The sequence below is a fragment of the Streptomyces sp. NPDC048461 genome, assembly GCF_055587105.1.
Genome location: NZ_JBVJGW010000025.1, coordinates 14,673 through 35,875, shown reverse-complemented (window position 1 = coordinate 35,875; position 21,203 = coordinate 14,673). Strand labels below are relative to the sequence as shown.

Below are 21,203 nucleotides of genomic sequence, written 5' to 3'. Positions count from 1 at the left end.
CACGGGGGGTGGTGCGGGGCGGCCGTCACACGGGCCGGCCGCCGAAGGGTCCGCCGATGCCGTAGTACAGGCCGATCTCCTCGCGGTACTGGGGGTCGGCGAGGTGGGTGGCCCGGACGAACTCCGGAGCGTCCTTGATCTGCTCCTTGGTCCGGTCCACGTAGATCTTCTGCTGCTCCGGGTCGACGCGGGTCACCGTGCCCGCGGGAAGGAGGACCTCCTTGCCGAAGATCCACACGCCGGTGTCGACCACCACGTAGGCGTCACCGGCTTCGTATGAGTGCTTGTCGACCTTGCCGATGCTGCCGTCGGTCGCCTCGACCTTGTAGCCGGTCAGGTCGGCGCCGGCCAGGTAGCCCGAAGTCGCCTGGTGGCTCCACGCGTGCTCGGTCATGTGAACGCAACTCCTTCGGTCCGTGTTCGGTACGTCGATACGTCATCGGTGCGCGGGGCGGGTGTACGGGGCGTCCCGCTCCGTCCCGGTCCCCCGCGTGCCCCGGAAGCCGGGGTTCACACGTCGGGGTCAGGCCGGAGGAAGGCCGAACGGCATGCCGGAGACGCCCGAGCCGTAGTGCGTGCCCAGCTCCCGGCGGTAGGCCTCGTCGTCGAGGTGCTTGTCCCGGTGGAACTCCGGCGCTGCCTTGACCTCGTCCTTCGTACGGTCCACGTGAACCGTGCGCTCGTCGTGGTCGATGCGCGTCACCGTCCCGGCGGGAAGGAGGACCTCCTTGCCGAGGATCCACACGCCCGTGTCGACGACCAGGTAGGCGTCGGTGACCTCGTCGGAATGCTTGTCGACCTTGCCGATGCCGCCGTCGGTCGCCTCGACCTTGTAGCCGGTGAGTTCCGCCGCCAGGTAGTCCACCCCGGCCCGGTAGGCCCACACGTTCTCGGTCACGCGAAACCACTCCCTCGATCAGCTCCGTGGCGCCCCGTCCGCCCGGGAACCGGGGGTCGGCGGCGCCTCCGTCGACGGCGCGCCTGCCCCGCGTCCGGCGCCTCAACCCGCCCGGTGCCCTCGGCCGGCGAACGGGCCGGTCGGCGCCCGCATGGTCGGGGTGGGGCAGGGCAGGCGCGGGGCGATCTGAACAGCGGAACAACAGCGGAACAACAGCGGATCAGCTGAATGACGGGCGGCGGCGGCATGCGAAGCGTGGGCGTGGAAGAAGAGATGCTGCTGGTGGACGCCCGCAGTGGCGAGCCGCTGGCCCTCTCGGGGGCGGTGCTGGCCGCCGCGGACCGGTCCGTTGAGGAGCGGCCCGAGGGCGGCGAACCGCAGGAGCACACCTTCGAGAAGGAAATGCAGAAGGAGCAGCTGGAGTTCGCCACCAAACCCGTGAGGGAGATGGGCGAGCTCCTGGAGGAGATCACCCGGTGGCGGGCGGAGGCCGCCCGGCACGCCGCGTCCGCCGGGGCGCTCGTCGCGGCCCTCGGCACCTCCCCGCTCCCGGTCCGTCCCTCGTTGAACACGGGCCGGCGGTACGAGTGGCTCGGCGAGCAGTTCGGCCTGACCGCGCAGGAGCAGCTGACGTGCGGCTGCCACGTGCATGTGTCGGTGGAGTCGGACGAGGAGGGCGTCGCGGTCCTGGACCGCATCCGCCCCTGGCTGCCGGTGCTGACCGCGATGAGCGCGAACTCGCCGTTCTGGCAGGGCGAGGACAGCGGCTACGGCAGCTACCGCAGCCGGGTCTGGAACCGGCTGCCGTCGGCCGGACCCACCGACGCCTTCGGGTCCGCCGACCGCTACCACGAGCAGGTCCGCGCCATGCTCGGCACGGGCGTGCTGCGCGACGAGGGCATGATGTACTTCGACGCCCGGCTGTCCGCCGCCTACCCGACGGTGGAGGTCCGGGTCGCGGACGTCTGCCTGGAGGCGTCGACGCCGGTCCTGCTGGCGGCCCTGGTGCGCGGCCTCGTCGAGACCGCCTCCCGCGCCTGGCAGGACGGGCAGCCGCCGGCCAGGATCGGAACCGGTCTGCTGCGGCTCGCCGCCTGGCGCGCCGGCCGCTCGGGGCTCGACGGCCCGCTCATCGACCCCGGCACGATGCGCGAGACCTCGCCCGAGGGAGCCGTCGAGGCGCTCTACGCCCACGTGCGCGAGGCCCTGGCCGACCACGGCGACGACGAACGCGTCCGGGAGGGCATCGCCGGTCTCCTGGAGCGGGGCAACGGGGCGCGCGTCCAGCGCGGGTTGCTGCGTACGGAGGGGTCGCTCGGCGCGGTGGCCACCCGCTGCGCGGAGATCACCGCCGGCGCCGCGGTCTGAGCCCGAGCCCGGTGCCCGTACGGGCCGGACGGCGCGTGCCGACGCCCGCACCGGCGCCGCGGGCGGGCGGGCGGGCGGGCGTCGAAAATATTCACACTGCCCCGTTTGAGCGGTCGGATCCCGGCCACAAGCGGATGACAGGGAGCCCGCGGCGGTGAGCGGCGCGGGATCCCGAGCGGGCCCGAGCCGCGTGGTGGCATCCCCCCGCCATCACGCGGCCGGGGCTCCGGCGGCACGATGAGCTGCCGCCCGGATCCGCACGGCAACCGGACGCCCTGCCCGGCACTTCCCCCCTGCGGGCACGGCAGGTCCGGTACTCCCCCGGCACCGGCGCTTGAGCAGCCGGATCCGGGCACGGATTCCGGACGGCAGCGCCGCCCCCCGAAACGGCGGCCCGCGAAAGAGCGGCCGGCGGCGGAGCCGCGCCTCAGCGGCGTGCTGTTCGCTTTACCCGACCCCCGGCCCTGTACCGCTGCTCCCCTGCGGTGCCGCTGCCCGCCCGGTCCTCGGGCGGCCGACACGCGCCGGAGCCCGTCCTGCCGGTTCGGTCACGACCGCGTCAGGCCGCTGCGCGAAGTCCGTGGCGGGGACCTCGCGCCCGGACCGGCCCCGGACGGCCGACCTGCCCAGCCGTCCCAGGAACCGGTAGAAGCGGTCCGGCAGGAACACCGCGTCGGCGATGACCATCGCTCCCGAAAAGAGCGGCAGCCCCATCAGCACGGCGATCCCCACGTGCATGCCCAACAGCATGCACAGGACCGGGTACTTGAGCCTGCCGAACAGGACGAACGGGAAGGCGACCTGGAGCAGCACGGTGAGGTAGCCGACGACGGCGATCAGTACGTGGTGACCGTCGACGAGGTGGGAGAGGCCGGGCCAGGGCCGGAACAGGTCGAGGTTCAGCACGTAGTGCAGAGCGGTCCCGTTGCCCCAGGAGCCTCCCTGGACCTTGTAGAGCCCCGCGGAACCGTAGAGGAAGCACACCTGGACCGCGATGACGAACATTCCGCAGTTGTGGAGCACCGTCGTCAGGAGCGTGCGTGCCCAGCCGAGTTGGCCCCGCAGCGCTCCGCCGCGCGGTGCTCCGCGCCCCGCTTCCCGGATGCGCGTCCCCGGCTCGGCGCCGACCGCCCGGAGGCGGGCCCGGCGCGCGTCGAGCGACCAGCGGCGGCCGCAGGCGGTGCAGACGAGGTACAGGGACATGAGGAGGATGAGGTTGTCCCCGCCGTCCGTCATGAAGATCGCCCGGGCGTGGAAGGAGGCCACCACGAGTGCGAACAGCACCGACATCGCCCTGGTGTGCCAGCCGAGCGCGAACAGCAGGGAGATGAGGAGGGCGGCCCCGTAACACGCTTCGAAGTAGGCGCTGTTGTCGGACAGCGTGAGCAGGCTGACCCAGCCCGTCTGGTCGAAGAGCTCCTCGGCCAGGGCCGGCGTCCACGGCGAGCCGGGCCCCCACATCACGTCCCGGTGCGGGAACTCGCGCAGCAGGAAGACCAGGTAGAGGAGTCCGTAGCCGATGCGGAGCACGGCCGCGCCGTAGAGGGCGACCGGTCGCTCCGTCAGGGCGGCGTGGAGCGCGTCGATGCGGTCGGTGACTCCGCGCGGCGAGCTCTCGTACGCCGTTGTCCGCCGCTTCTCAGTTTCCACGGGGAACCGCCTTCCACCAGGGGAGGTACCGCACGTCGACGGGCCGGGGGACGGTCGCGGCGGGACGGGGGCCGGCCGCCGGGGCGGGGGCGATGGGCAGGGTGGTCACGCGCAGCTGGAGGGACTCGAAGGTGCCGTGGTCCCGGGCGGCGACGCGGTCGGCCGCGATGTTGCGCAGGTACTCCTGCATCATCCGGGCGCGCTGCGAGTGCGGCTGGTCGTCGGTGCCGTGCGTTTCCAGGTAGGAGGTCCAGGCCCGGCGCAGCATGTTCTGCGTCGTGTGGCTGGGGATCACGTGGTGCGTGACGGCGGCGTTGTCCACGGCGGTGAGGTCGACCCACTCGCTGACCCGGACCGTGCCGTTCCCCGCGGTGTGCAGGGTCCGGGCCGAGATCTGGCGGTTGACCGCCTCCGGGTCCGGGGCGAAGAGCCGCCAGTTCTGTTCGAAAAGGGGGAAGACCCACGCCTGGACCTGGCGGCCGTACAGCTGCGAGACCGGGTTCGGGGGCGCCACGTGCAGGAACACGAGGACCACGTGGATCAGAGCCGTGGCCAGACACGCGACCACCGCGACTCCCACGCCCGCCTTCAGCACGGCGGGCGGACCCGAGCCCGACCGGTCCTCCGCCTCCCGTTCCCCCGCTCCGGGTCCCTGCCCGACGGACGTGTCCGTCCCGTCCGCCGCGGCGGCGTCCGTCACCGGCGTGTCCGGACGATCCGTACCGACTGCTCCCATCGGCCTCTCCCGCTCTCTCATCGGCGGCGCGCGGCGGCTTCGACGACCGCCGCCGCGCGCCCCTGGTACCGCTCACACGGTCCGGCGGACGCCCGGAGCGCTCGCTCACGCTCCGGGAGCCGCCGTCACCTCGGACGGGCCTCGGCTATGCGCGGCCGCCGTGGTCGCGGCCGTCGTCGCGGCCGTGACCGGGCTTGCCGCCGTGGTCGTCGCCGTGGCCGTGGCCCGGCTTCCCGCCGTGGTCGTCGTCGTGGCCGTGACCGGGCTTCCCGCCGTGGTCGTCGCCGTGCCCGTGGCCCGGCTTCCCGCCGTGGTCGTGCCCCGGCTTGCCGTGCCCCGGACCGCCGATCACTCCGCCGTTGACCCCGCCGATCGTGCCGCCATTGATCCCACCGGTCGTGCCCGCGGTCGGGCTGCCCGTCGTACCAGCGACGACGCCGCCCGGGGCGCCGCCCGTGGTGCCCCCGGTCAGGACGCCGCCCAGCACTCCGCCGAGGACGCCGCCGGTGGTCCCGCCGGTCGTCGCGCCGCCGAGGACCCCGCCGAGCACGCCGCCGGTGGTGCCGCCGGTCGCGGTGCCGCCCGTGGTGGTCGTGCCGGCGACGACGCCGCCGGTGATCAGGCCGCCCGTGGTACCGCCGGTGGTGCCCGCGGCGCAGGTCGCCCGGGTGATCCGGTTGGTGTCCATCGTCACCGCGCCGTTGCGGGCGAGGGCTCTGCCGTCGATCGTCGCCCCGGTGGTGAGGCTGATCGAGGTCAGGGCCAGGATGTTGCCCACGAACGTGGTGTTGGTGCCGAGGGTGGCCGAACTGCCCACCTTCCAGAACACGTTGCAGGGCGCCGCACCGTTGATGAGGAGAACCCGGCTGGAGGTGGCCGTCGTCAGCCCCGAGCCGACCTGGAACACCCAGACGGCGTTGGGGTTGCCCTGGGCGTCCAGGGTGAGGGTGCCGGTGAGACCGAGGGTGGACGCGGCGGTGTAGACGCCGGGAACCAGCGTCAGGCCTCCTGCGTCCGGGGGCAGGGCTGCGTCCGTGGCCTGTCCGGCGGCGTTGTCGTAGGCGGCGACCAGGTCGCTCTTCGCCTGGAGGGCCACGGCGTCGGCGGAGTGCTGGACCCCGTTGACGAGGCCGGGCGGGAATCCGCTGACGGCCGTCCCCGGGCTGACCCCGAGGTCTCCGTTGATCACCGTGGGTCCGGTGTTGGTGATCTCCGAGCCGGCCAGGACGGCGAAGCTGGTCGCCGAGGCCAGGGGTACGGGTGTGGCGATGGCGACCGCCTGGGTCGGCACCATCGCGACTGCGACAGAGCCGATCACCGCGGCGAGGGCCGCGGCGATCCATGTCGGGGTGGTGCGCCGACGGGGTGCATCCGGAGTGTTCGACGTCATCGAGGGGCCAACTCCTGAGAAGGGGACGGTGGCGCAATCGGCGGAACCCGCAAAAAAGGGGGCCGCCAATTCCTTTTCGCTGGCATATTACGCAGCAATGTGCCGTGGGGTGCGCCGCATTCAGGTGACGTGAAAGAACACCCCGTTCGGGCGTGTAAATGTCATACGAGTTCACCGATGGACGGGCATTCGGCTCACGATCACGTCACCGGCCTTGGAATCAGCGGGAAATGGCCACACCCGAGGCGCCCGCCACAGGGGAACGCTTTCTCATATTTCCGGGGGAACGCACAGGCCGGATATCACGTGAACTGCCGTGCGCCCCTGACCTGGAGGAGCCGGAACCATAAGGCGTCGCTCCCCCGGGAGGGTGGCGAAGAACGGATTCTCCACGCGCCCGTGGCACTCTGCTGTTCAACACCGGTTCCTTGAGGCGGAGGTACACGTTCCGTGGCAGCACAGCCCAATCCCACCGTCGGGAGACGCAGGTTGGGAGCGCAGCTGCGCAAGCTCCGTGAGAGCAAAGGAATGACGGCGCGCCACGCGGCGGAGAGCCTGATGATCTCCCAGCCCAAGCTGAGTCTCCTGGAGAACGGGCACCGGGCCGTCAAGCCCCGGGACGTACGCGATCTCTGCGCGCTCTACGGCGTCGAGGACCAGCAGTTCGTCGACTCGCTGATCCACATGGCGCGGGAATCCGGACAGCAGGGCTGGTGGAAGGACTTCGGCGACGTTCCGTACGGCGCCTACCTCGGCCTGGAGGCGGCGGCCACGTCGATCCGCTCCTACGACCCCCTCGTGATCCCCGGGCTCCTCCAGACCCCCGCCTACGCCCGGGCGGTCATCGCAGGAACGATCCCCCAGGCGACGGCCGGACAGATCGACACGCACCTGAAGGTGCGGTTGCGCCGTCAGGACCGCCTCACCGGTCCGAGCGGGTCCCTGCGCCTACGGGTCGTGCTCGACGAGTCGGCGCTGTGGCGCGCCGTCGGCGGCGCGGAGGTCATGCGCGCGCAGCTGGAACACCTGGCGGTGATGAGTTCCCGGCCCCACGTCACCCTGCGTGTCCTTCCCCACGGCGCGGGGGCGCACCCCGGCATGTCCGGACAGTTCTCGCTGCTGGAGTTCGCCGGGGGCACCGACCCGGGCGTGGTCTACCTGGAACGCTTCACCAGCGACGTCTACCTGGACAAGCCGTCCGAGGTGGCGGAGTACGACACCGCGTACGGGCGCCTCCGGGACCGGGCGGCGGAGCCGGAGGCCACCGGGCGGTTCCTGTCCCAGGCCTTCGAACGGTACGCCGGAGCGGACCGCCACCCGAACGGGCCCGCCCCGTCCTCCGGCCGCCGCACCCGGCGTGCGGCCCACGAGGACCAGGGCCACGATGAGAGGTGTGGGAGAAGCACAGCTGCCCGCCGTGCCGGGTGAGGAGCGGGTGCGCGATGCATGAGGACATGCCGCTGGGGGATCTGATCAGCAGCGCCGCCCAAGACGCCGGCGGGTGGCTGGGCGCCCTGCCGGTGGCCCTCGTGGCGACCAGCGCCGACGGTCAGATCGTGCGCTGGAACCACGGCGCGCAGGACCTGCTGGGCTACGCCCCGCCGCAGGTGCTCGGGCGGCACATCTCCGACCTGCTCCACCCGGGGGCCGACCGCAGCCTGGGCCGGTCGCTCTGGGAGACGGCCGCCACCGGCCGCGGGGTGATGGGGACGGTCACCACCTGGCACCGGGACGGCCATCCGCTGGAGCTGGAGATCTGGGCGTGCCCGGTCACCGACCGCCGCCCCGGGGCCTCGGCGGTGCTGGTGTTCGCCGCCGACGCCCACGCGGCGCGGCGGATCCGGGGCTCTTCGGCGGTGTGGGACGGCTTGTTCGCCCGCTCGCCCGTCGGCATCGCCATACTCGACACGCAGCTGCGGTTCCTGCAGGTCAACCCGGCGCTGGAGGCGATGAACGGGCTGGCGGAGTCCGCCCACGTGGGGCGGCGCCTGGCCGAGGTGCTGCCCGAGGTGAACGCGGGCGAGATGGAGGAGGCGATGCGCCGGGTCCTGGAGACCGGCGAGCCGGTCCTCGACCGGCGGCGCACCGGCCGTACCCCGGCCGATCCGGACCACGACCGCGTGTGGTCCTGCTCGTACGTGCGCGTGCAGGACCCGGGGGGCCGGCCGATCGGTGTGATCGCCTCCCTCCTCGACGTCACCGAGCAGCAGCACGACCACACCGAGGCCGAGGCGGGGCGGCGCAGGCTCGCCCTGCTCAGCGAGGCGAGCGCCCGCATCGGCTCCAGCCTCGACCTGGAGCGCACGGCGCAGGAGCTGGCCGACCTCTCCGTACCGCACCTCGCGGACGCCGTCACGGTCGACGTCCTGGAGACGCTCGCCCACGGCGGCGAGCCGGGCATGGGCCTCACCGGGGGCATCGCCCTGCGGCGCCTCGGCAAGGCCCCGCAGACCGGTACGCCGGTCACCCACATCCTGGCCCCGCGCGGCAGGACCCTCACCTTCCCGGCCACCGCCCCGTACACCCAGGCCCTCTCCGACCGCCAGCCCTTCCTGATCTCGCGCCTCGACGAGGGGTCCGTCGCCGCCGCGGCCCGGCACTCCCCCAAGCCCGCCCAGCTGGTGCAGACGGGCGTGCACTCGTTCCTGATGATCCCGCTCGTCGCCCGGGACGTGGTGCTCGGCATCGCAACGTTCTACCGCACCCGGCCGGTCGGCCCGTTCGGGTCCGACGACGTCACCCTCGCCGGGGAGCTCGGCGCGCGCGCCGCCATCAGCATCGACAACGCGCGGCTCTACCACCACGAACACGAGACGGCCGTCGTCCTCCAGCGCAGCATGCTGCCCCAGCACGTGACGCCGCCCGCCGGCATCGAGATCGCCCACCGCTACCTGCCGGCCAGCGACGTCAACGAGGTCGGCGGCGACTGGTACGACGTCCTGCCCCTCAGCGGCGGCCGGGCCGCCCTGCTCATCGGGGACGTCATGGGCCACGGCATCGCGGCCGCCGCGGTCATGGGGCGCCTGTCCGCCACCGTCCGCGCCCTCGCGCGCCTCGACATGACGCCGACCGCGCTGCTGCACCACCTGGAGGCCACCCTCGCCGACCTGGCCGAGCCGATGCTCGCCACGTTCCTGTACGTGGTCTGCGACCCCGCCACCGGCCGCTGCACCGTCACCCGGGCCGGGCATCCGCCCCCGGCCGTGGCCGAGCCCGACGGCACCGTCCGCCTGATCGAGACGCCGCCGGGCGTACCCCTGGGCGTCGGCGGGGTGCCCTTCACCACCACCGAGTTCGAGCTGCCGCCCGGCAGCGTCCTCGTGCTCTACACCGACGGTCTGATCGAAGCGCGCAGCCGCGACATCGACGACCGCCTGAAGGAGCTGACGGGACTGCTCTCGGAGCCGCACCAGCCGCTGGACCACCTGTGCGACTCCCTGATCACCCACCTGGTACCGGCGTCCGCGGACGACGACATCGCCCTCCTCGTCGCCCGCATCGGACCGGGCGCCCTCCCGCCCGTGGGATGAGGTCCGGAATATCGGCGTTCGGGTTGAAACTTGGGCCGGGAGCCCGATATTCCTGTCCGGTATGACTCTCGCTCCCGCCGCCCCGCACGCCTCCGGTACGAACGACTACGCCCTCCCCTGGGCCCTGGTGGACGTGGAGACATCGGGGCTGACGGCCCGTCGGGACCGGGTGCTGTCCATAGCGGTGGTCACCGTCGGACCGGACGGAGTGCAGACCGGCGAGTTCTCGACCCTGCTGAACCCCGGCTGCGATCCCGGACCGGTGCACGTCCACGGCCTGACACCCGAACGGCTGCGGGGCGCGCCGACCTTCGAGCAGGTCGCCCCCCGCATCGGCGCGCTGCTCGAAGGCCGGGTGATGGTGGCCCACAACGCGCAGTTCGACTACGACTTCCTGGCGCACGAGTTCGCCCGGGCCCGGTCCCACCTGCCGGTGGCCCGGCGACTGTGCACGCTGGCGCTCAACCGGCGGGTGGACCCGCCCACCGCCGATCTCCGTCTCGGCACGCTCGCGGCCCACTACGGCGTGGCCCAGGCCAAGGCGCACGACGCGCTGGACGACACGCGCGTCCTGGCGGGGATCCTCCGCGCCTCGCTGCGCGAGGCCGCCCGGCTCGACCTGCCGCTGCCGCTCGTCCCGTGCCCGCCCCGGCAGGACCCGCGCTTCGCGCCGCAGCCGCCCAAGACGCGGTGCGCGTTCCGCAATCCCGGGCGGCTGGTTCCCGGCGGCCCCCTCCACCAGGGCATGAAGATCGCCGTCACCGGGGACACCGTCACCGCGCGGGCCGAACTGGTCGCGCGGGCCGTCGCCGCCGGGCTGAACGTGATGGGCTCGGTCAGCCGGCACACGAGCGCGCTCGTCTGCAACGGGACCGCGGCCTCGTCGGAGAAGGCCCGCCGGGCCCGGGCCGAGGGCGTCCCGGTCCTCGACGAGGCGGCGTTCCTCGCGCTGCTGGCCGACGTACGGGCGGGCACACCGCACGACCCGAAGCCCACCGCGGCCGGGCCCACCGCGGCTGGGCCGGCGGCGGAGCCGGCGCCGGGCCCGGAGAGCCCGTCCCCGGACACCCCCTCCCCCGCGCCCCACCCATCCGTACCGGCCGTCCCGCTCGCGTCTTCCGTCCCGGCCGCCCGCAGCCACGTGGCCTCCCCCGAGCGGCCGCTGACGGGGCGGCGGGTCCTGGTCCTGGGCGGTCTGCACCGTGATGCCGCAGCGGCCCGGTCCCGCGTCGTGGCCCTCGGCGGGGCCGCGGCCGTGAACCTCTCGGCCAGCGTCACCGACGCGGTCCTCCTCGCGGGCGGTGAACGCGACCGGCGGATGGCCCGGATCACGTCCATCGAACTGCCCGTCCACCCGGCGCACTGGCTGGACGCCCCCGCCCCCACGGAGTCCCCCGCGGCCGGTGGCGGGGAGGACCGGTCTCCCCGGATCCTGCCCCGGGGCGGCGTCGCCGACCTTCCCGGCACGGGCGGGCCGACGGCCCTCTGGACCGTGTCGGCCACGTGGGCGCAGCGGACCGGCTGCGAGATCGACCTCGTGGCGTTCGTGGTCGACGAGGACGAGCAGGTCGCCCGTGACGAGGACTTCGTCTTCTACGGCGCTCCCGAGAACCCCGGCGGCGCCGTGCGGCTCCACACCGACGGGCCCACCGAGCAGACGATCGCCGTCGACCTCGGCTCCCTGCCCCCGGCGGCCCGCAGGGTGGTCGTCGCCGCCGCGATCGACGGCGGCCAGGTGTTCGGGGACATCGGGCCGGTCCAGGTCACCGTGGCGCCGGGCGTCGCGGCGACGCGCCTGGCTCAGGCCACCTTGGACGCCGCCACCACCGAACAGACGCTGATCCTGGCCGAGTTGTACCGCCGCGGTCCGCACTGGCGGTTCCGCGCGGTCGGCCAGGGATACGACCACGGCCTCGCCGCGCTCGCCCGCGGCTACGGCGTGGACGTCGCCGGCTGAGACCCGCGGTACGAGGGCACGTGTCAGTGGCCGCGGCCATGATGGCGGGATGGAACCACTGCTTCTCACCGACGTAGAGCGCGCGGTCCGGGCCGGCTGGGGCCCCGACACCTGCACGCCGGCCCACCGGCCGCACTGGAGCCCGGACCGCCCGGCCCGCGACCAGTGCGGTGTCACCGCCATGGTCCTCCACGACCTGCTCGGCGGACAGCTGATCCGCGGCGAGGTCCACGTGGACGGCGTACGCACGGACTACCACTGGTGGAACCGGCTCGGACCGGGCCTCGACATCGACCTGACGCGGGAACAGTTCGGTCCCGAGGAGACCGTGACCGGCGGCGTCGTCATACCGCGGCCGGCGACGTTCGTGCGGCTGAGGGAGGAGTACGAACTTCTCCGCGACCGCGTGCGCGGGGAGCTCGGCCTGCGCTGAATCGCCCGCACCGAACCCGGACCGCGCCGAGCGGTGTCCCGTCCGGCGGAGGGCGCGGCGTGCGGGGCGGTCAGCGTGCGGGGCGGTCGGCGCCGTCGCGGTCGGCCTGGTCGCGGGGCTCCGAGGGCTCCGGGTCCCGTACGTCCACGGGCGGTTCGGGGGCGGTGGTCGAGAGCTCCGGCTCCAGTCCTTGCGCGACCGTCGTGCGCAGCCGCCCGGCGTCGGCGCGCCAGGCTTCGAAGACCAGCGTCGTGGCGGTGACGACGGCGAGGCCGAGCAGCCAGCCGCCGACGACGTCGCTGACCCAGTGCACGCCCAGCGCGACCCGGGTGTAGGCGACGCCGACCACGGAGACCAGTGCGACCGCCCAGGGCAGCGGGCGCCACGCGCGGGGTACCAGGGGCAGCAGCACCAGCAGCAGGACCGCGCACGAGGTGGTCGCCGTCATCGCGTGGCCGGAGGGGAAGGAGAAGCCGGGCGCGTGCGACACCGGGTCCGGCAGGTGTGGCCGGGCCCGTTCCACCACGGCCTTGACCAGCAGCCCGGTCAGGCCGCTCGCCACCGCCGTCACCGAGGCCCAGGCCGCCAGCCGCCAGGCGCGGCGGACCAGGAGCCAGAGCACCAGCAGCGCGACGAGCAGACGCATCGTCACCGGGTCCCAGACGATGCCGGTGAGGGTCTCCAGGACGCGCACCCAGCCCGGGTGGTCGAGGGCCGTGGCGTGGAGGCGCTCGGCCGTGGTCCGGTCGAGGCGGTGCAGCGGGGCCCACTGGGACTCGACCAGCACCAGGGCCAGGGCGAAGGGCACGGACACCGCGGCCGTCGCGACCGCGGCGAGTACCAGCCTGCGGCCGAAGGTCACGTCGGGTCCGGAGTGCCGTGAGACCAGGCTCCGCAGGAGCCGTCGTCGGGGGTGTTCGGTGCGCTGTGCCATGGTGGCGACGCTCCCTTCGTTCGCGGTGGAGGCGCCGGTACGGGACCGGGCGCGGGACGGGATCAGACGCCGGGGTCGGCCTTCACCGGCTCCCGCACTCCCGCCCGTACGGCTTCCAGCTGGGCGGCGAACGCGAGGCCGAGGAAGAGGGCCATCGAGGTGAGGTAGGACCAGAGCAGCAGCGACACGATGGCGCTGAGCGGTCCGTAGACGCTGGTGAACGAGCTGCTCGCCCCGACGTACACGCTCAGTCCCCAGGTCGCCAGGTTCCACAGCAGCAGGTAGACGACGGCACCGAACGCCAGCCAGGTGTAGCCGGGTTGGCGGCGCCGCGGCGACAGGCGGAAGATCGCGCTCGTGGCGAGCACGGCGAGCAGGACCCCGAGGGGCCAGCGCAGGATCTCCCACGCCTGCACGGTGGTCGGGTCGAGCTGGTACACCTCCGCCAGCGCGTGGGTCAGGTGGGAGCCGAGGACCGTCAGCACGAAGCTGAGCCCGAGCGGGAAGCCCGCCAGGGCGGCCATCATGAGGCCGCGGGCGTACTTGGAGAGGAAGGGCCGGTCGCGCTCGTTGCCGTAGATGCGGTTGGCACCCCGTTCGACCTGGCAGAGGCCCGTGGTGACGTTGGAGAGGGAGAAGAGCAGCCCCAGCCAGAGCGCCGCCTGGCCCCCGTTGCCCGCGTGGCGGCGGCTCTCGCTCAGCGCCTGGTCCACGACGGCCTGGCCGGGACCGCTGGTGAGCCGGCGGATCGTGAGCTCGGCTATGCGGCCAATGTCCTCGGTGTGCAGGACGCCGGACAGCCCGACGGCGGCGATGGCCAGCGGGACGATGGACAGGACCGTCTGGAGGGCCAGCGCGCGGGCGTGGCTGAAGCCGTCGGCGTAGCGGAAGCGGACGAACGAGTCGCGGGCCAGGCTCCAGCTGCCGTAGCGGCGCAGCGCCGTCCACGCCTCGTCGCCGGACAGCTCCTCCCCCTCCACGTCGTGCCGTTGCGGTACCCGTCGTGCGGTGCCCATCGTTCCCCTGTCCTCTTCGTACGGTTTCCTGCGGTGCTGCGGTGTGCCGGGGCCGATTGCGGCGCGGCGGGTGTCAGCGCAGCTGGTGCGCGGGGGCCGCCGGACGGCGCCCGGTGACGGCTTCGGCCGTGGCGGGGCCGGGAACCCCGGCGGGAGCCGAGGGCGGGCGGGGCAGGTACATCCGCAGCGCACCGGGCTCGACGGCCACGGTCAGCCGGGTGCCGTCGGCCACGACGTCGCCGTCGATCTCGCGCGGCTGGGGTACCGCGCAGCGGACGTCGACCCGGGTGGCGCTGAAGTACTCCAGCGCGCCGCCGGCTTCGCGGCGCCCGCCCGCCTGCGCCGACACCGCTTGCCGCAGCGGGGCGCGGCCGCGCAGGATCCGGGCGGCGAGGTGTCCGGCCGCGGTGAACCAGCCGAGGGGACCGCGGGGGTCGAACAGCACCACTTCCAGCTGTCCGCTGTCCGGCCGCGCGCCCGGCAGGAGGGGGAGGCCGCCCTGGAGGGTGCCGACGTTCCCGATGACGACCATGCGGGCGCGGCGCCGGTGGCGGCGCCCGCCGTCGATCCGGATCGACAGCCGCATGCCGGGGTCACCGAGGTGCCGCAGGGCGGAGAGCACGTACGCGGCCCAGCCCAGCCGGGACTTGAGCTGCGGCGAGGCGTCCCGGACCATCGCGGCGTCGAACCCGGCGCCCGCCATGACGGTGAACCGGGTCGGCGCGAGGCCGTCGCCCTCGACGCGGCCCACGTCGATCCCGAAGCTGTCGCCGGCCAGGGCCCCGTCCAGGGCGCCGGCCGGGTCCAGGGGGAGGCCGAGGTTGCGGGCGAGGAGGTTCCCGGTGCCGCAGGGTGCGACGGCCAGCGGGATCTCCGTGCCGGCCAGGACGTCGGCGCAGGCCCGCAGGGTGCCGTCGCCCCCGCAGACCACCACGAGTGAGGGGCCGGGCGCGGCGATCTCCTCGGCCAGGGCGCCGCAGGGGCGTTCGGCCGAGGTCGCGATCCAGCGCTGGTCGCGGTATCCGCGGGCGGTGAGCACGGCGCGTACCCGGTCGGCCAGTGCGTCGGGGCAGCCGAGCGGATGGCGGACCACGACGACGGTCCGGCCGGCGGGTCCACCGGCGCGGCCGGAGTCCGCGGGGGCGGCCGCGTACGGCGGTGCGGGGTCGTCCGGCGGTGCGGGGGCGGACGAGTCGTCACGCGGGGCGGGGGCCGCCGGATCCGCGGCGGAGGTCCTGCCGTACAGCACCGCGAACCCGATGATCAGGAGGGTCGCGGCGCCGTTGAGCAGGCCGCCCGCCACATCGGTGGGGTAGTGCATGCCGCGGTACATCCGGGACATCCCGACGGCCGGCGGGACGAGCAGGAGCGCGCCGGAGGCGACGTACCGCCAGGGGCCGCGCATCCGCAGCAGTGCGATGACGGCCAGCCCGCCGTAGAGCGCGACGGAGGCCCCGACGTGCCCGGAGGGGAAGCTCGACGTGGGCGGGGCGCCGTCCAGCCGCGGGACGGCGGGGCGCGGACGCTCCACGAACATCGTCACCACCACGAACACCGCCGACTGCGCGGCGACCGACGCGCCGAGGAACAGCGCCTCGGTGCGCCAGGCGACGCGGGGCAGTACCAGCAGCGCCACGATGCAGAGCAGGGTCAGGCCGATGATCGTCTCCGTGGCGGCCAGCGTGGAGAACCACTCGGAGACGCCGGTGACCGGCGCGGCGCGCCGCTCGGCGAGGTCCTGGTTGGCCCGGTTCTCCTCGTTGAACGGCCAGTGGCCGGCGGCCGGTCCCGTGACCAGCATCCCGAGTCCCACCATCAGGGCGGCCTGGACCGGAAGGAGCAGCACCGGCCAGGTTCCCCGCGCGCGCGCGGCGCATCTTCGCTTCATGGAGCACGTGTTGCCACTCCGGGCCGGATGATGCGCCGTAACCAGGGGTTACTGCCGAAGCGGCGGCAGTGTGTACGTCGGGATCGACGGGTCCTTCGGGTCGAACGGCTTCGACGTCCAGTCCATCGTCGGCGTGTGGGGCGGCGCCGGGGGTGGATTCGGCCCGTGGTAGGGGTTCTGCGGTACGCGGGACGTGCGCGGAGCGGCCGTCTTGCGGCTCGGCTGCGCGGGCGCGCTCGAAGCGGGCAGCCGGCGCGGAGCGGACGGGGAGGCGAGCGGTGCGGAGGACTCCGGTGCCGCGGTCCGCGACGGTGCGGCCGGTGCGGGCGATGCCTCCGCCGAGGGAGGGGACGGGACCGGAGACGGGGTCGCCGACACGTCCGCCGTCGTACCGGCGGCCGCCGTCGCCGGGCCCGGCCGGTCCGCGGCGGGCGCGCCACCGCCGGCAGCGCCCGAACAGCCTCCCACCAGCAGGCCGCCCGCCACCAGGACGGAGACCGCCCCCGTCACTCTGCCGCTGGAACCCACGCCCGCCACCCACCGTTCCGCACGATCTTCCGGTCAACGCGGCAGAGCGTAGCCGAGCGCCTCGTGCACGCCCGCGGCGGGCAGCCTGCGGGCCCGTGCCGGGCCGTGCTCCGCACCGGACGCCGACGCCCGTGCCGGGCGGGGGCCACCGGATTCAGGGCAGGCCGTGGGGCGGGGGCGGATCCTGTGCGATGTCCAGGGGCAGCAGTACCTCGATGCGCTTGCCCCCGGGTGCGGCCGGCAGGATCTCCACGCTCCGCGCGAGCCGGCAGATCAGGGGCCAGCCGAAACCGCCCACGGGGAAGGTCCCGGGCGGCCGGGAGAGGGTGACCGGATGGTCGCCGCTGGCGTCGGCGACGGCGAGCAGCAGCCCGTCCGCCGACACGGAGGCGCTGAACCCGACGATCCCGCCGCCGTGGCGGATGGCGTTGGTCGCCAGTTCCGAGGTCACCAGCAGTGCGTCGCTGAGGACGTCCCCTCCGGAACCAGGGGCGCCCGGCAGGATCCCGGACGACTCGATGAGCGACTGCACACGGTCCCTCGCCTGCATGGCGGTCCGCGGGACCGGGTGTACCGGTCCGCTGTCCACGGGTCGCACGTTCACCTCCTCGGTTGTCTCGTCACGACCGGACGCTGACCGTTTGCCCACTGCACGCCCCCGCAATCGCAGGGGCAAACGTCACTGTCGACCGGTCGCGCTCACCGGTCAGCGACGGCGCGGCGGGACGTCGAGCACGATCGCCTCGGCCACGGTCGGCGCGACGGCGAAGGCCCGGTTCGCGCCCGTGACTTCGAGCAGCCGTGCCAGCCGGTTCGGGATCTCCCCCGCCAGGACCACGGGCCGGTCCAGTGCGGGCTGCAGCATGATGCTGAGCGCGGTGGAGTCCGCGAAGGTCACGCCGGAGACGTCCAGCACGAACCGGGCGACGCCGTCGGCGACGGGGTCCAGTGCCGTCCGCAGCTCGGCCGCTCCGTCCATGTCGAACTCGCCCGCCATCACGACGATGCGCACGTCGCCCTCGGACCGCGTCTCGACGCTGTTGCGCGCGTCGGCGCCGTAGACGTCGGCGTGGTGCGTGTCCATGTTCCCCACTCTCTTCATTGCGTGATGTCAGACGGACCGCGGCAGCTTCACCACGGTGACGAAGAAGTCGTCGATCTGCTGGATCGCCCGGATGAACTGGTCGAGGTCGACCGGCTTCGTCACGTACGCGTTGGCGTGCAGCTTGTAGCTCCGCAGGATGTCCTCCTCGGCCGCCGACGTGGTGAGCACGACCACCGGGATGTGGCTCAGCTCGGGGTCGGTCTTGATCTGTTCCAGCACCTGCCTGCCGTCGTACTTGGGCAGGTTCAGGTCCAGGAGGATCAGGTCGGGACGGGGGGCTCCGACGTGGTCGCCCCGGCGGTAGAGGAAGTCGAGGGCCTCCAGACCGTCCCGCACGACGTGCAGGGTGTTGCCGATCTTGTTGTCCTCGAACGCCTCGCGCGTCATGAGCTCGTCGCCGGCGTCGTCCTCGACGAGGAGGACTTCCGCGGGCTGGGCCCGGTATCCGGGGCTGGGGGTGGTCATGGGGTGTTTCCTTCCGCGGCCGCGGGTTCGGCGGTCTGGGACGAGGACGGGGTCCGGGCCGGGGCCGGCACGGAGGAGGGTGCGGGGGCGGCGGCCGCGGGGGCCGCTTCGGCGGCGGGCTCGCCCGCGCCGAGCACGGGCAGCGTGAAGAGCATCCGCGTGCCCTCGGCACGGTCGGTGTCGATCCAGATCCGGCCGCCGGAGTGCTCGACGATCTTCTTGCAGAGCGAGAGGCCGATGCCGGTGCCGCCGTACGCCTCCCGGCCGTGCAGCCGCTGGAAGATGACGAAGACCTTCTCGGCGAACTCGGGGGCGATGCCGATGCCGTTGTCGGTGACGCCGAACGTGTGGAAGCCGGGCTCCGAGCCGTCGCCGCTCAGGAGCTCGATCTCCACGCGCGGGGTCCGCCCGGGCGCCCGGAACTTGACCGCGTTGGCGACGAGGTTCTGCCAGAGCATCGTGAGCAGGGTCGGGTCGCCCTCCACCTCGGGCAGCCCTTCGGGCCGTACGACCTCCGCCCCGCTCTCCTCGACGGCTGCGGCGAGGTTGCGCAGCGCCCGGTCGAGCGTGCCGTCGAGGGCGACGTTCTCCCGCGCGTCCTGGACCCGGCCCACCCGGGAGAACGTCAGCAGGTCGTTGATCAGCACCTGCATCCGCTTGGCGCCGTCGACGGCGAACCCGATGTACTGGGCGCCCCGTTCGTCGAGCCGGTCGCCGTAGCGCTTCTCCAGCAGCTGGCAGAACGAGGCGACCTTGCGCAGCGGCTCCTGGAGGTCGTGGGACGCGACGTATGCGAACTGCTCCAGCTCGGCGTTCGAGCGGCGCAGCTCCACCGCCTGGGCGTCGAGGTCCGCGGCCGTGCGCTTGAGCTCCTCCGCGTTGCGGCGGGAGGCCTCCAGCTCGTCCACGGTCCGGCGGCGCATGGCCTCGACCGCTGCGGCGAGCGAGCGCAGGTCGGCCGGCCCGCGTTCGGGGATCTCCTCGTCGAACTTTCCGTCGGCGACCCGGCGGGACGCCGCGCGCACCGCGCCGAGCGGCCGTACGACGCCCACGTGGAGCAGGACGGCCAGGCAGAGGGCCGTCAGCAGGAAGGCCGCGACGACCGCAAGGAAGATGCGGTCGCGCTCGGAGCGGGCCTCGCCGAAGGTCTCGCGCGCGTCGGCCTGGACCTGGTCCAGCCGGGTCTGCTGGGCTTCGATGCGCCGGCGCACCTCGTCGAACCGGTCCTTGCCCTCCTGGACCGAGGGAGCTGCGCCCCCGGCCTGGACCGAGGCGACGGCGGGGGTCGCGAACTCGTCGCGCCAGGCGCGTGCGGCGTCCTCGACGGCCTTCAGGTCGGCCTGCGCCGCGTCCTCGTCGTCGAGCAGCGTGGCGAGCCGCTGCGACGCCCCGGACTCGTTCGTCCGGCCGCGCTCGTACGGCTCCAGCAGCGCGGGGTCGCGCGCGAGGAGGTAGCCGCGGATCCCGGTCTCCTGGTCGAGCAGGGCCGCCTCCAGCCGGAGGGCGTCCCGCTGGGCCGGGGCGATCCCGTCGACGATGCGGTCCCCCGCCGCGGTGGTGTTGGACAGCAGCGCGGCGCCGACGCCGGCCGTGGTGAGGACCATGACGGCGAGCAGGGCGAGCGCGGTCATGAACCAGGCCTGCACGCTCAGTCCGCTGAGGCCGGTCCGCTTGCGGGGGGTGGGGTCGGGCGGGGGGTCTGATCGATCCGGGCGGGTCACGGGGAGGTGTTCCATTCGAGGTGGAGTACGGCGACGTCGTCGGCCAGGCCGCCCCAGTCCGCGGCCAGGTTCTGCGCGGTGTGGATGAGGGCGTCGACGAACGGATCGGCGGGAAGGTGGGTGTTCCGGCGGGCGATGTCGAGCAGGCCCTGCTCGTCGAGACGCTGGGAGCCGGGGCCGGTGCGGCCCTCGATCAGCCCGTCGGTGAAGAGCATCACGGCGCCGGACGGCTCGACCGGGATCTCGGTCACGGGCCAGTCGGAGTCCCAGTCCGGCATGATGCCGAGCGCCGGGCCTCCGGCGACCGCCTCCAGCCGCACGCCGTCGGAGGAGCGCACCAGGAAGCCGGGGTGTCCGGCGCGCTGCACGGCGACGTGGCCGTCGCCCGGCCGGCGGGTCAGGGAGATCAGGGTGGCGAAGATCTCGGGTCCGGACCGCTCCGCGACCAGGATCTTCTCCAGGAGGTCGAGCAGGTCCTGACCGCGTGCGCCGGCCATGACGAACGCCCGCCACGCCACGCGCAGGCATACGCCGAGGGCCGCCTCGTCCGGACCGTGCCCGGAGACGTCGCCGACGACGGCGTGCGTCGCCCCGTCGGACGTCTGGACCACGTCGTAGAAGTCTCCGCCCAGCAGCGCCTGGGCGCGGCCGGGCCGGTAGCGGGCGCACACCGAGACGGTGTCGTCGAGCAGCAGGGGCGTCGGGAGGAGGCCGCGCTCCAGTCGGGCGTTCTCCTCCGCGCGCAGCCGGCCCGTCTGGAGGGCGGCCGCGGCGCGCTCGGTCTGCTTTCGCTGCACGGCGTAGCGGATGGCCCGCATGAAGACGTCGGCTTCGAGGCGCCCCTTGACCAGGTAGTCCTGGGCGCCGGCCGCGACGGCCGCGAGGCCGGCCTGCTCCTCGGAGAGTCCGGTGAGGACGACGACGGCGGCATCGGCGGACGCGGCCAGCACCCTTTTGAGCGCGTCGAGGCCCTGGGCGTCGGGCAGGTGCAGGTCGAGCAGGACGCACTGGGGCGGTTCGGCCTCCAGCTGCCGCAGGCCGTGCGCGAGCGTGCGGGCGCGTCCGAGGCGGACGTCGATCCCGCTGTCCTCGACCAGTTCCTCGACCAGGAGGGCGTCCCCCTCGTCGTCCTCGATGAGCAGGACGTGGGGCGGGAGGCCGCTCCACAGGGTCTCGAAGCGGTCGTGCTCGACGTCGACGGAGAGGGCCTGCCGGGGCATGCCCGGCGCGGGCGGTCTCGCGTGGTCGGCCGGGTACTGCGAGCCCAGGCCCAGAGCGCTCCCCATGGCGTTCGTTTCCCTTCTCACAAGAGAGCGCGGACGCCCTGCGGGCGCCTGTTACGTCCGGGGCGAGCTTAGAGTGATCATTTGCCGTTAGGCAATATTTTAACTGGTCAATTATCCTCGCCCTCCCCCACCGGCGCCGTCCTGCGCGTCCCGTGCCCCGGGCCGCCTCTCCACGCGGCGCCGGAGATCCGCGCGGAGGCCGTGCCCCGGCCGGATTCCGCGGCCCGGCCCGGCTCCAGGACGACTCCCCCGGGGGGCGCCGCGGGCGGCCCGGCCGTGTCCGGAGTCACCCTCACCA

The 21,203-nt window shown here is 73.8% G+C and carries 19 protein-coding genes; 5 read left to right on the top strand and 14 right to left on the bottom strand.

Annotated features, from left to right (window positions below; genetic code table 11):
• Positions 1 to 25: 25 nt before the first annotated feature.
• Positions 26 to 394, bottom strand: coding sequence for a PRC-barrel domain-containing protein (locus ACZ6S8_RS31700; RefSeq protein ID WP_469460874.1), 369 nt, complete (start codon positions 392 to 394; stop codon positions 26 to 28).
• Between the two features lie 129 nt (positions 395 to 523).
• Positions 524 to 898: a PRC-barrel domain containing protein gene (locus ACZ6S8_RS31695; protein ID WP_469460873.1), complete on the bottom strand. Its 375-nt coding sequence runs from the start codon at positions 896 to 898 to the stop codon at positions 524 to 526.
• A 246-nt stretch (positions 899 to 1,144) separates the two neighbouring features.
• Here ACZ6S8_RS31695 and ACZ6S8_RS31690 point away from each other — a divergent pair, with 246 nt between their 5' ends.
• On the top strand, positions 1,145 to 2,266 hold the full coding sequence (locus ACZ6S8_RS31690; protein ID WP_469460872.1) for a glutamate--cysteine ligase: 1,122 nt from the start codon (positions 1,145 to 1,147) through the stop codon (positions 2,264 to 2,266).
• A 447-nt stretch (positions 2,267 to 2,713) separates the two neighbouring features.
• On the opposite strand, the gene ACZ6S8_RS31685 is transcribed toward ACZ6S8_RS31690, so the two are convergent.
• The 3 genes from ACZ6S8_RS31685 to ACZ6S8_RS31675 all read right to left on the bottom strand — a co-directional run bounded on the left by ACZ6S8_RS31685 (position 2,714) and on the right by ACZ6S8_RS31675 (position 6,042).
• Complete coding sequence (locus ACZ6S8_RS31685) at positions 2,714 to 3,916, bottom strand: HTTM domain-containing protein (protein ID WP_469460871.1); 1,203 nt, start codon at positions 3,914 to 3,916, stop codon at positions 2,714 to 2,716.
• Entirely contained in the window at positions 3,906 to 4,652 is a 747-nt protein-coding gene (locus ACZ6S8_RS31680; protein ID WP_469460870.1) for a DUF5819 family protein, read from the bottom strand. The genes ACZ6S8_RS31685 and ACZ6S8_RS31680 overlap by 11 nt, the downstream gene beginning before the upstream one ends.
• A gap of 145 nt (positions 4,653 to 4,797) precedes the next feature.
• A complete protein-coding gene (locus ACZ6S8_RS31675; protein ID WP_469460869.1) occupies positions 4,798 to 6,042 on the bottom strand; it encodes an ice-binding family protein in 1,245 nt (414 codons plus the stop codon).
• Between the two features lie 450 nt (positions 6,043 to 6,492).
• Between ACZ6S8_RS31675 and ACZ6S8_RS31670 the strand changes: the two genes are divergently transcribed.
• The 4 genes from ACZ6S8_RS31670 to ACZ6S8_RS31655 all read left to right on the top strand — a co-directional run bounded on the left by ACZ6S8_RS31670 (position 6,493) and on the right by ACZ6S8_RS31655 (position 11,962).
• On the top strand, positions 6,493 to 7,470 hold the full coding sequence (locus tag ACZ6S8_RS31670) for a helix-turn-helix domain-containing protein (RefSeq protein ID WP_469460868.1): 978 nt from the start codon (positions 6,493 to 6,495) through the stop codon (positions 7,468 to 7,470).
• Between the two features lie 14 nt (positions 7,471 to 7,484).
• A complete protein-coding gene (locus ACZ6S8_RS31665; protein WP_469460867.1) occupies positions 7,485 to 9,572 on the top strand; it encodes a SpoIIE family protein phosphatase in 2,088 nt (695 codons plus the stop codon).
• 61 nt (positions 9,573 to 9,633) lie between these two features.
• A complete protein-coding gene (locus ACZ6S8_RS31660) occupies positions 9,634 to 11,529 on the top strand; it encodes a TerD family protein (protein ID WP_469460866.1) in 1,896 nt (631 codons plus the stop codon).
• Positions 11,530 to 11,578: 49 nt separating this feature from the next.
• On the top strand, positions 11,579 to 11,962 hold the full coding sequence (locus ACZ6S8_RS31655) for a YunG family protein (protein ID WP_469460865.1): 384 nt from the start codon (positions 11,579 to 11,581) through the stop codon (positions 11,960 to 11,962).
• A 70-nt stretch (positions 11,963 to 12,032) separates the two neighbouring features.
• Here ACZ6S8_RS31655 and ACZ6S8_RS31650 read toward each other — a convergent pair whose 3' ends face one another.
• From ACZ6S8_RS31650 to ACZ6S8_RS31610, 9 genes are all read right to left on the bottom strand, one after another.
• Positions 12,033 to 12,896 carry a phosphatase PAP2 family protein gene (locus tag ACZ6S8_RS31650; protein ID WP_469460864.1) on the bottom strand — a complete coding sequence of 288 codons (864 nt, stop codon included), beginning with the start codon at positions 12,894 to 12,896 and terminating at the stop codon, positions 12,033 to 12,035.
• Positions 12,897 to 12,958: 62 nt separating this feature from the next.
• Positions 12,959 to 13,912: a YihY/virulence factor BrkB family protein gene (locus ACZ6S8_RS31645; protein ID WP_469460863.1), complete on the bottom strand. Its 954-nt coding sequence runs from the start codon at positions 13,910 to 13,912 to the stop codon at positions 12,959 to 12,961.
• Between the two features lie 73 nt (positions 13,913 to 13,985).
• A complete protein-coding gene (locus ACZ6S8_RS31640; protein WP_469460862.1) occupies positions 13,986 to 15,758 on the bottom strand; it encodes a bifunctional phosphatase PAP2/diacylglycerol kinase family protein in 1,773 nt (590 codons plus the stop codon).
• Positions 15,759 to 15,848: 90 nt separating this feature from the next.
• Positions 15,849 to 16,328: a hypothetical protein gene (locus tag ACZ6S8_RS31635; protein WP_469460861.1), complete on the bottom strand. Its 480-nt coding sequence runs from the start codon at positions 16,326 to 16,328 to the stop codon at positions 15,849 to 15,851.
• Positions 16,329 to 16,482: 154 nt separating this feature from the next.
• Positions 16,483 to 16,926, bottom strand: coding sequence for an ATP-binding protein (locus ACZ6S8_RS31630; protein ID WP_469460860.1), 444 nt, complete (start codon positions 16,924 to 16,926; stop codon positions 16,483 to 16,485).
• A gap of 108 nt (positions 16,927 to 17,034) precedes the next feature.
• On the bottom strand, positions 17,035 to 17,412 hold the full coding sequence (locus tag ACZ6S8_RS31625) for an STAS domain-containing protein (RefSeq protein ID WP_469460859.1): 378 nt from the start codon (positions 17,410 to 17,412) through the stop codon (positions 17,035 to 17,037).
• Positions 17,413 to 17,439: 27 nt separating this feature from the next.
• Positions 17,440 to 17,898 (bottom strand): response regulator, encoded by a 459-nt coding sequence (locus ACZ6S8_RS31620; RefSeq protein WP_469460858.1) that lies wholly within the window; start codon positions 17,896 to 17,898, stop codon positions 17,440 to 17,442.
• Positions 17,895 to 19,634 carry a sensor histidine kinase gene (locus ACZ6S8_RS31615; protein ID WP_469460857.1) on the bottom strand — a complete coding sequence of 580 codons (1,740 nt, stop codon included), beginning with the start codon at positions 19,632 to 19,634 and terminating at the stop codon, positions 17,895 to 17,897. The genes ACZ6S8_RS31620 and ACZ6S8_RS31615 overlap by 4 nt, the downstream gene beginning before the upstream one ends.
• Complete coding sequence (locus ACZ6S8_RS31610; RefSeq protein WP_469460935.1) at positions 19,616 to 20,839, bottom strand: PP2C family protein-serine/threonine phosphatase; 1,224 nt, start codon at positions 20,837 to 20,839, stop codon at positions 19,616 to 19,618. The genes ACZ6S8_RS31615 and ACZ6S8_RS31610 overlap by 19 nt, the downstream gene beginning before the upstream one ends.
• Positions 20,840 to 21,203 lie beyond the last annotated feature (364 nt).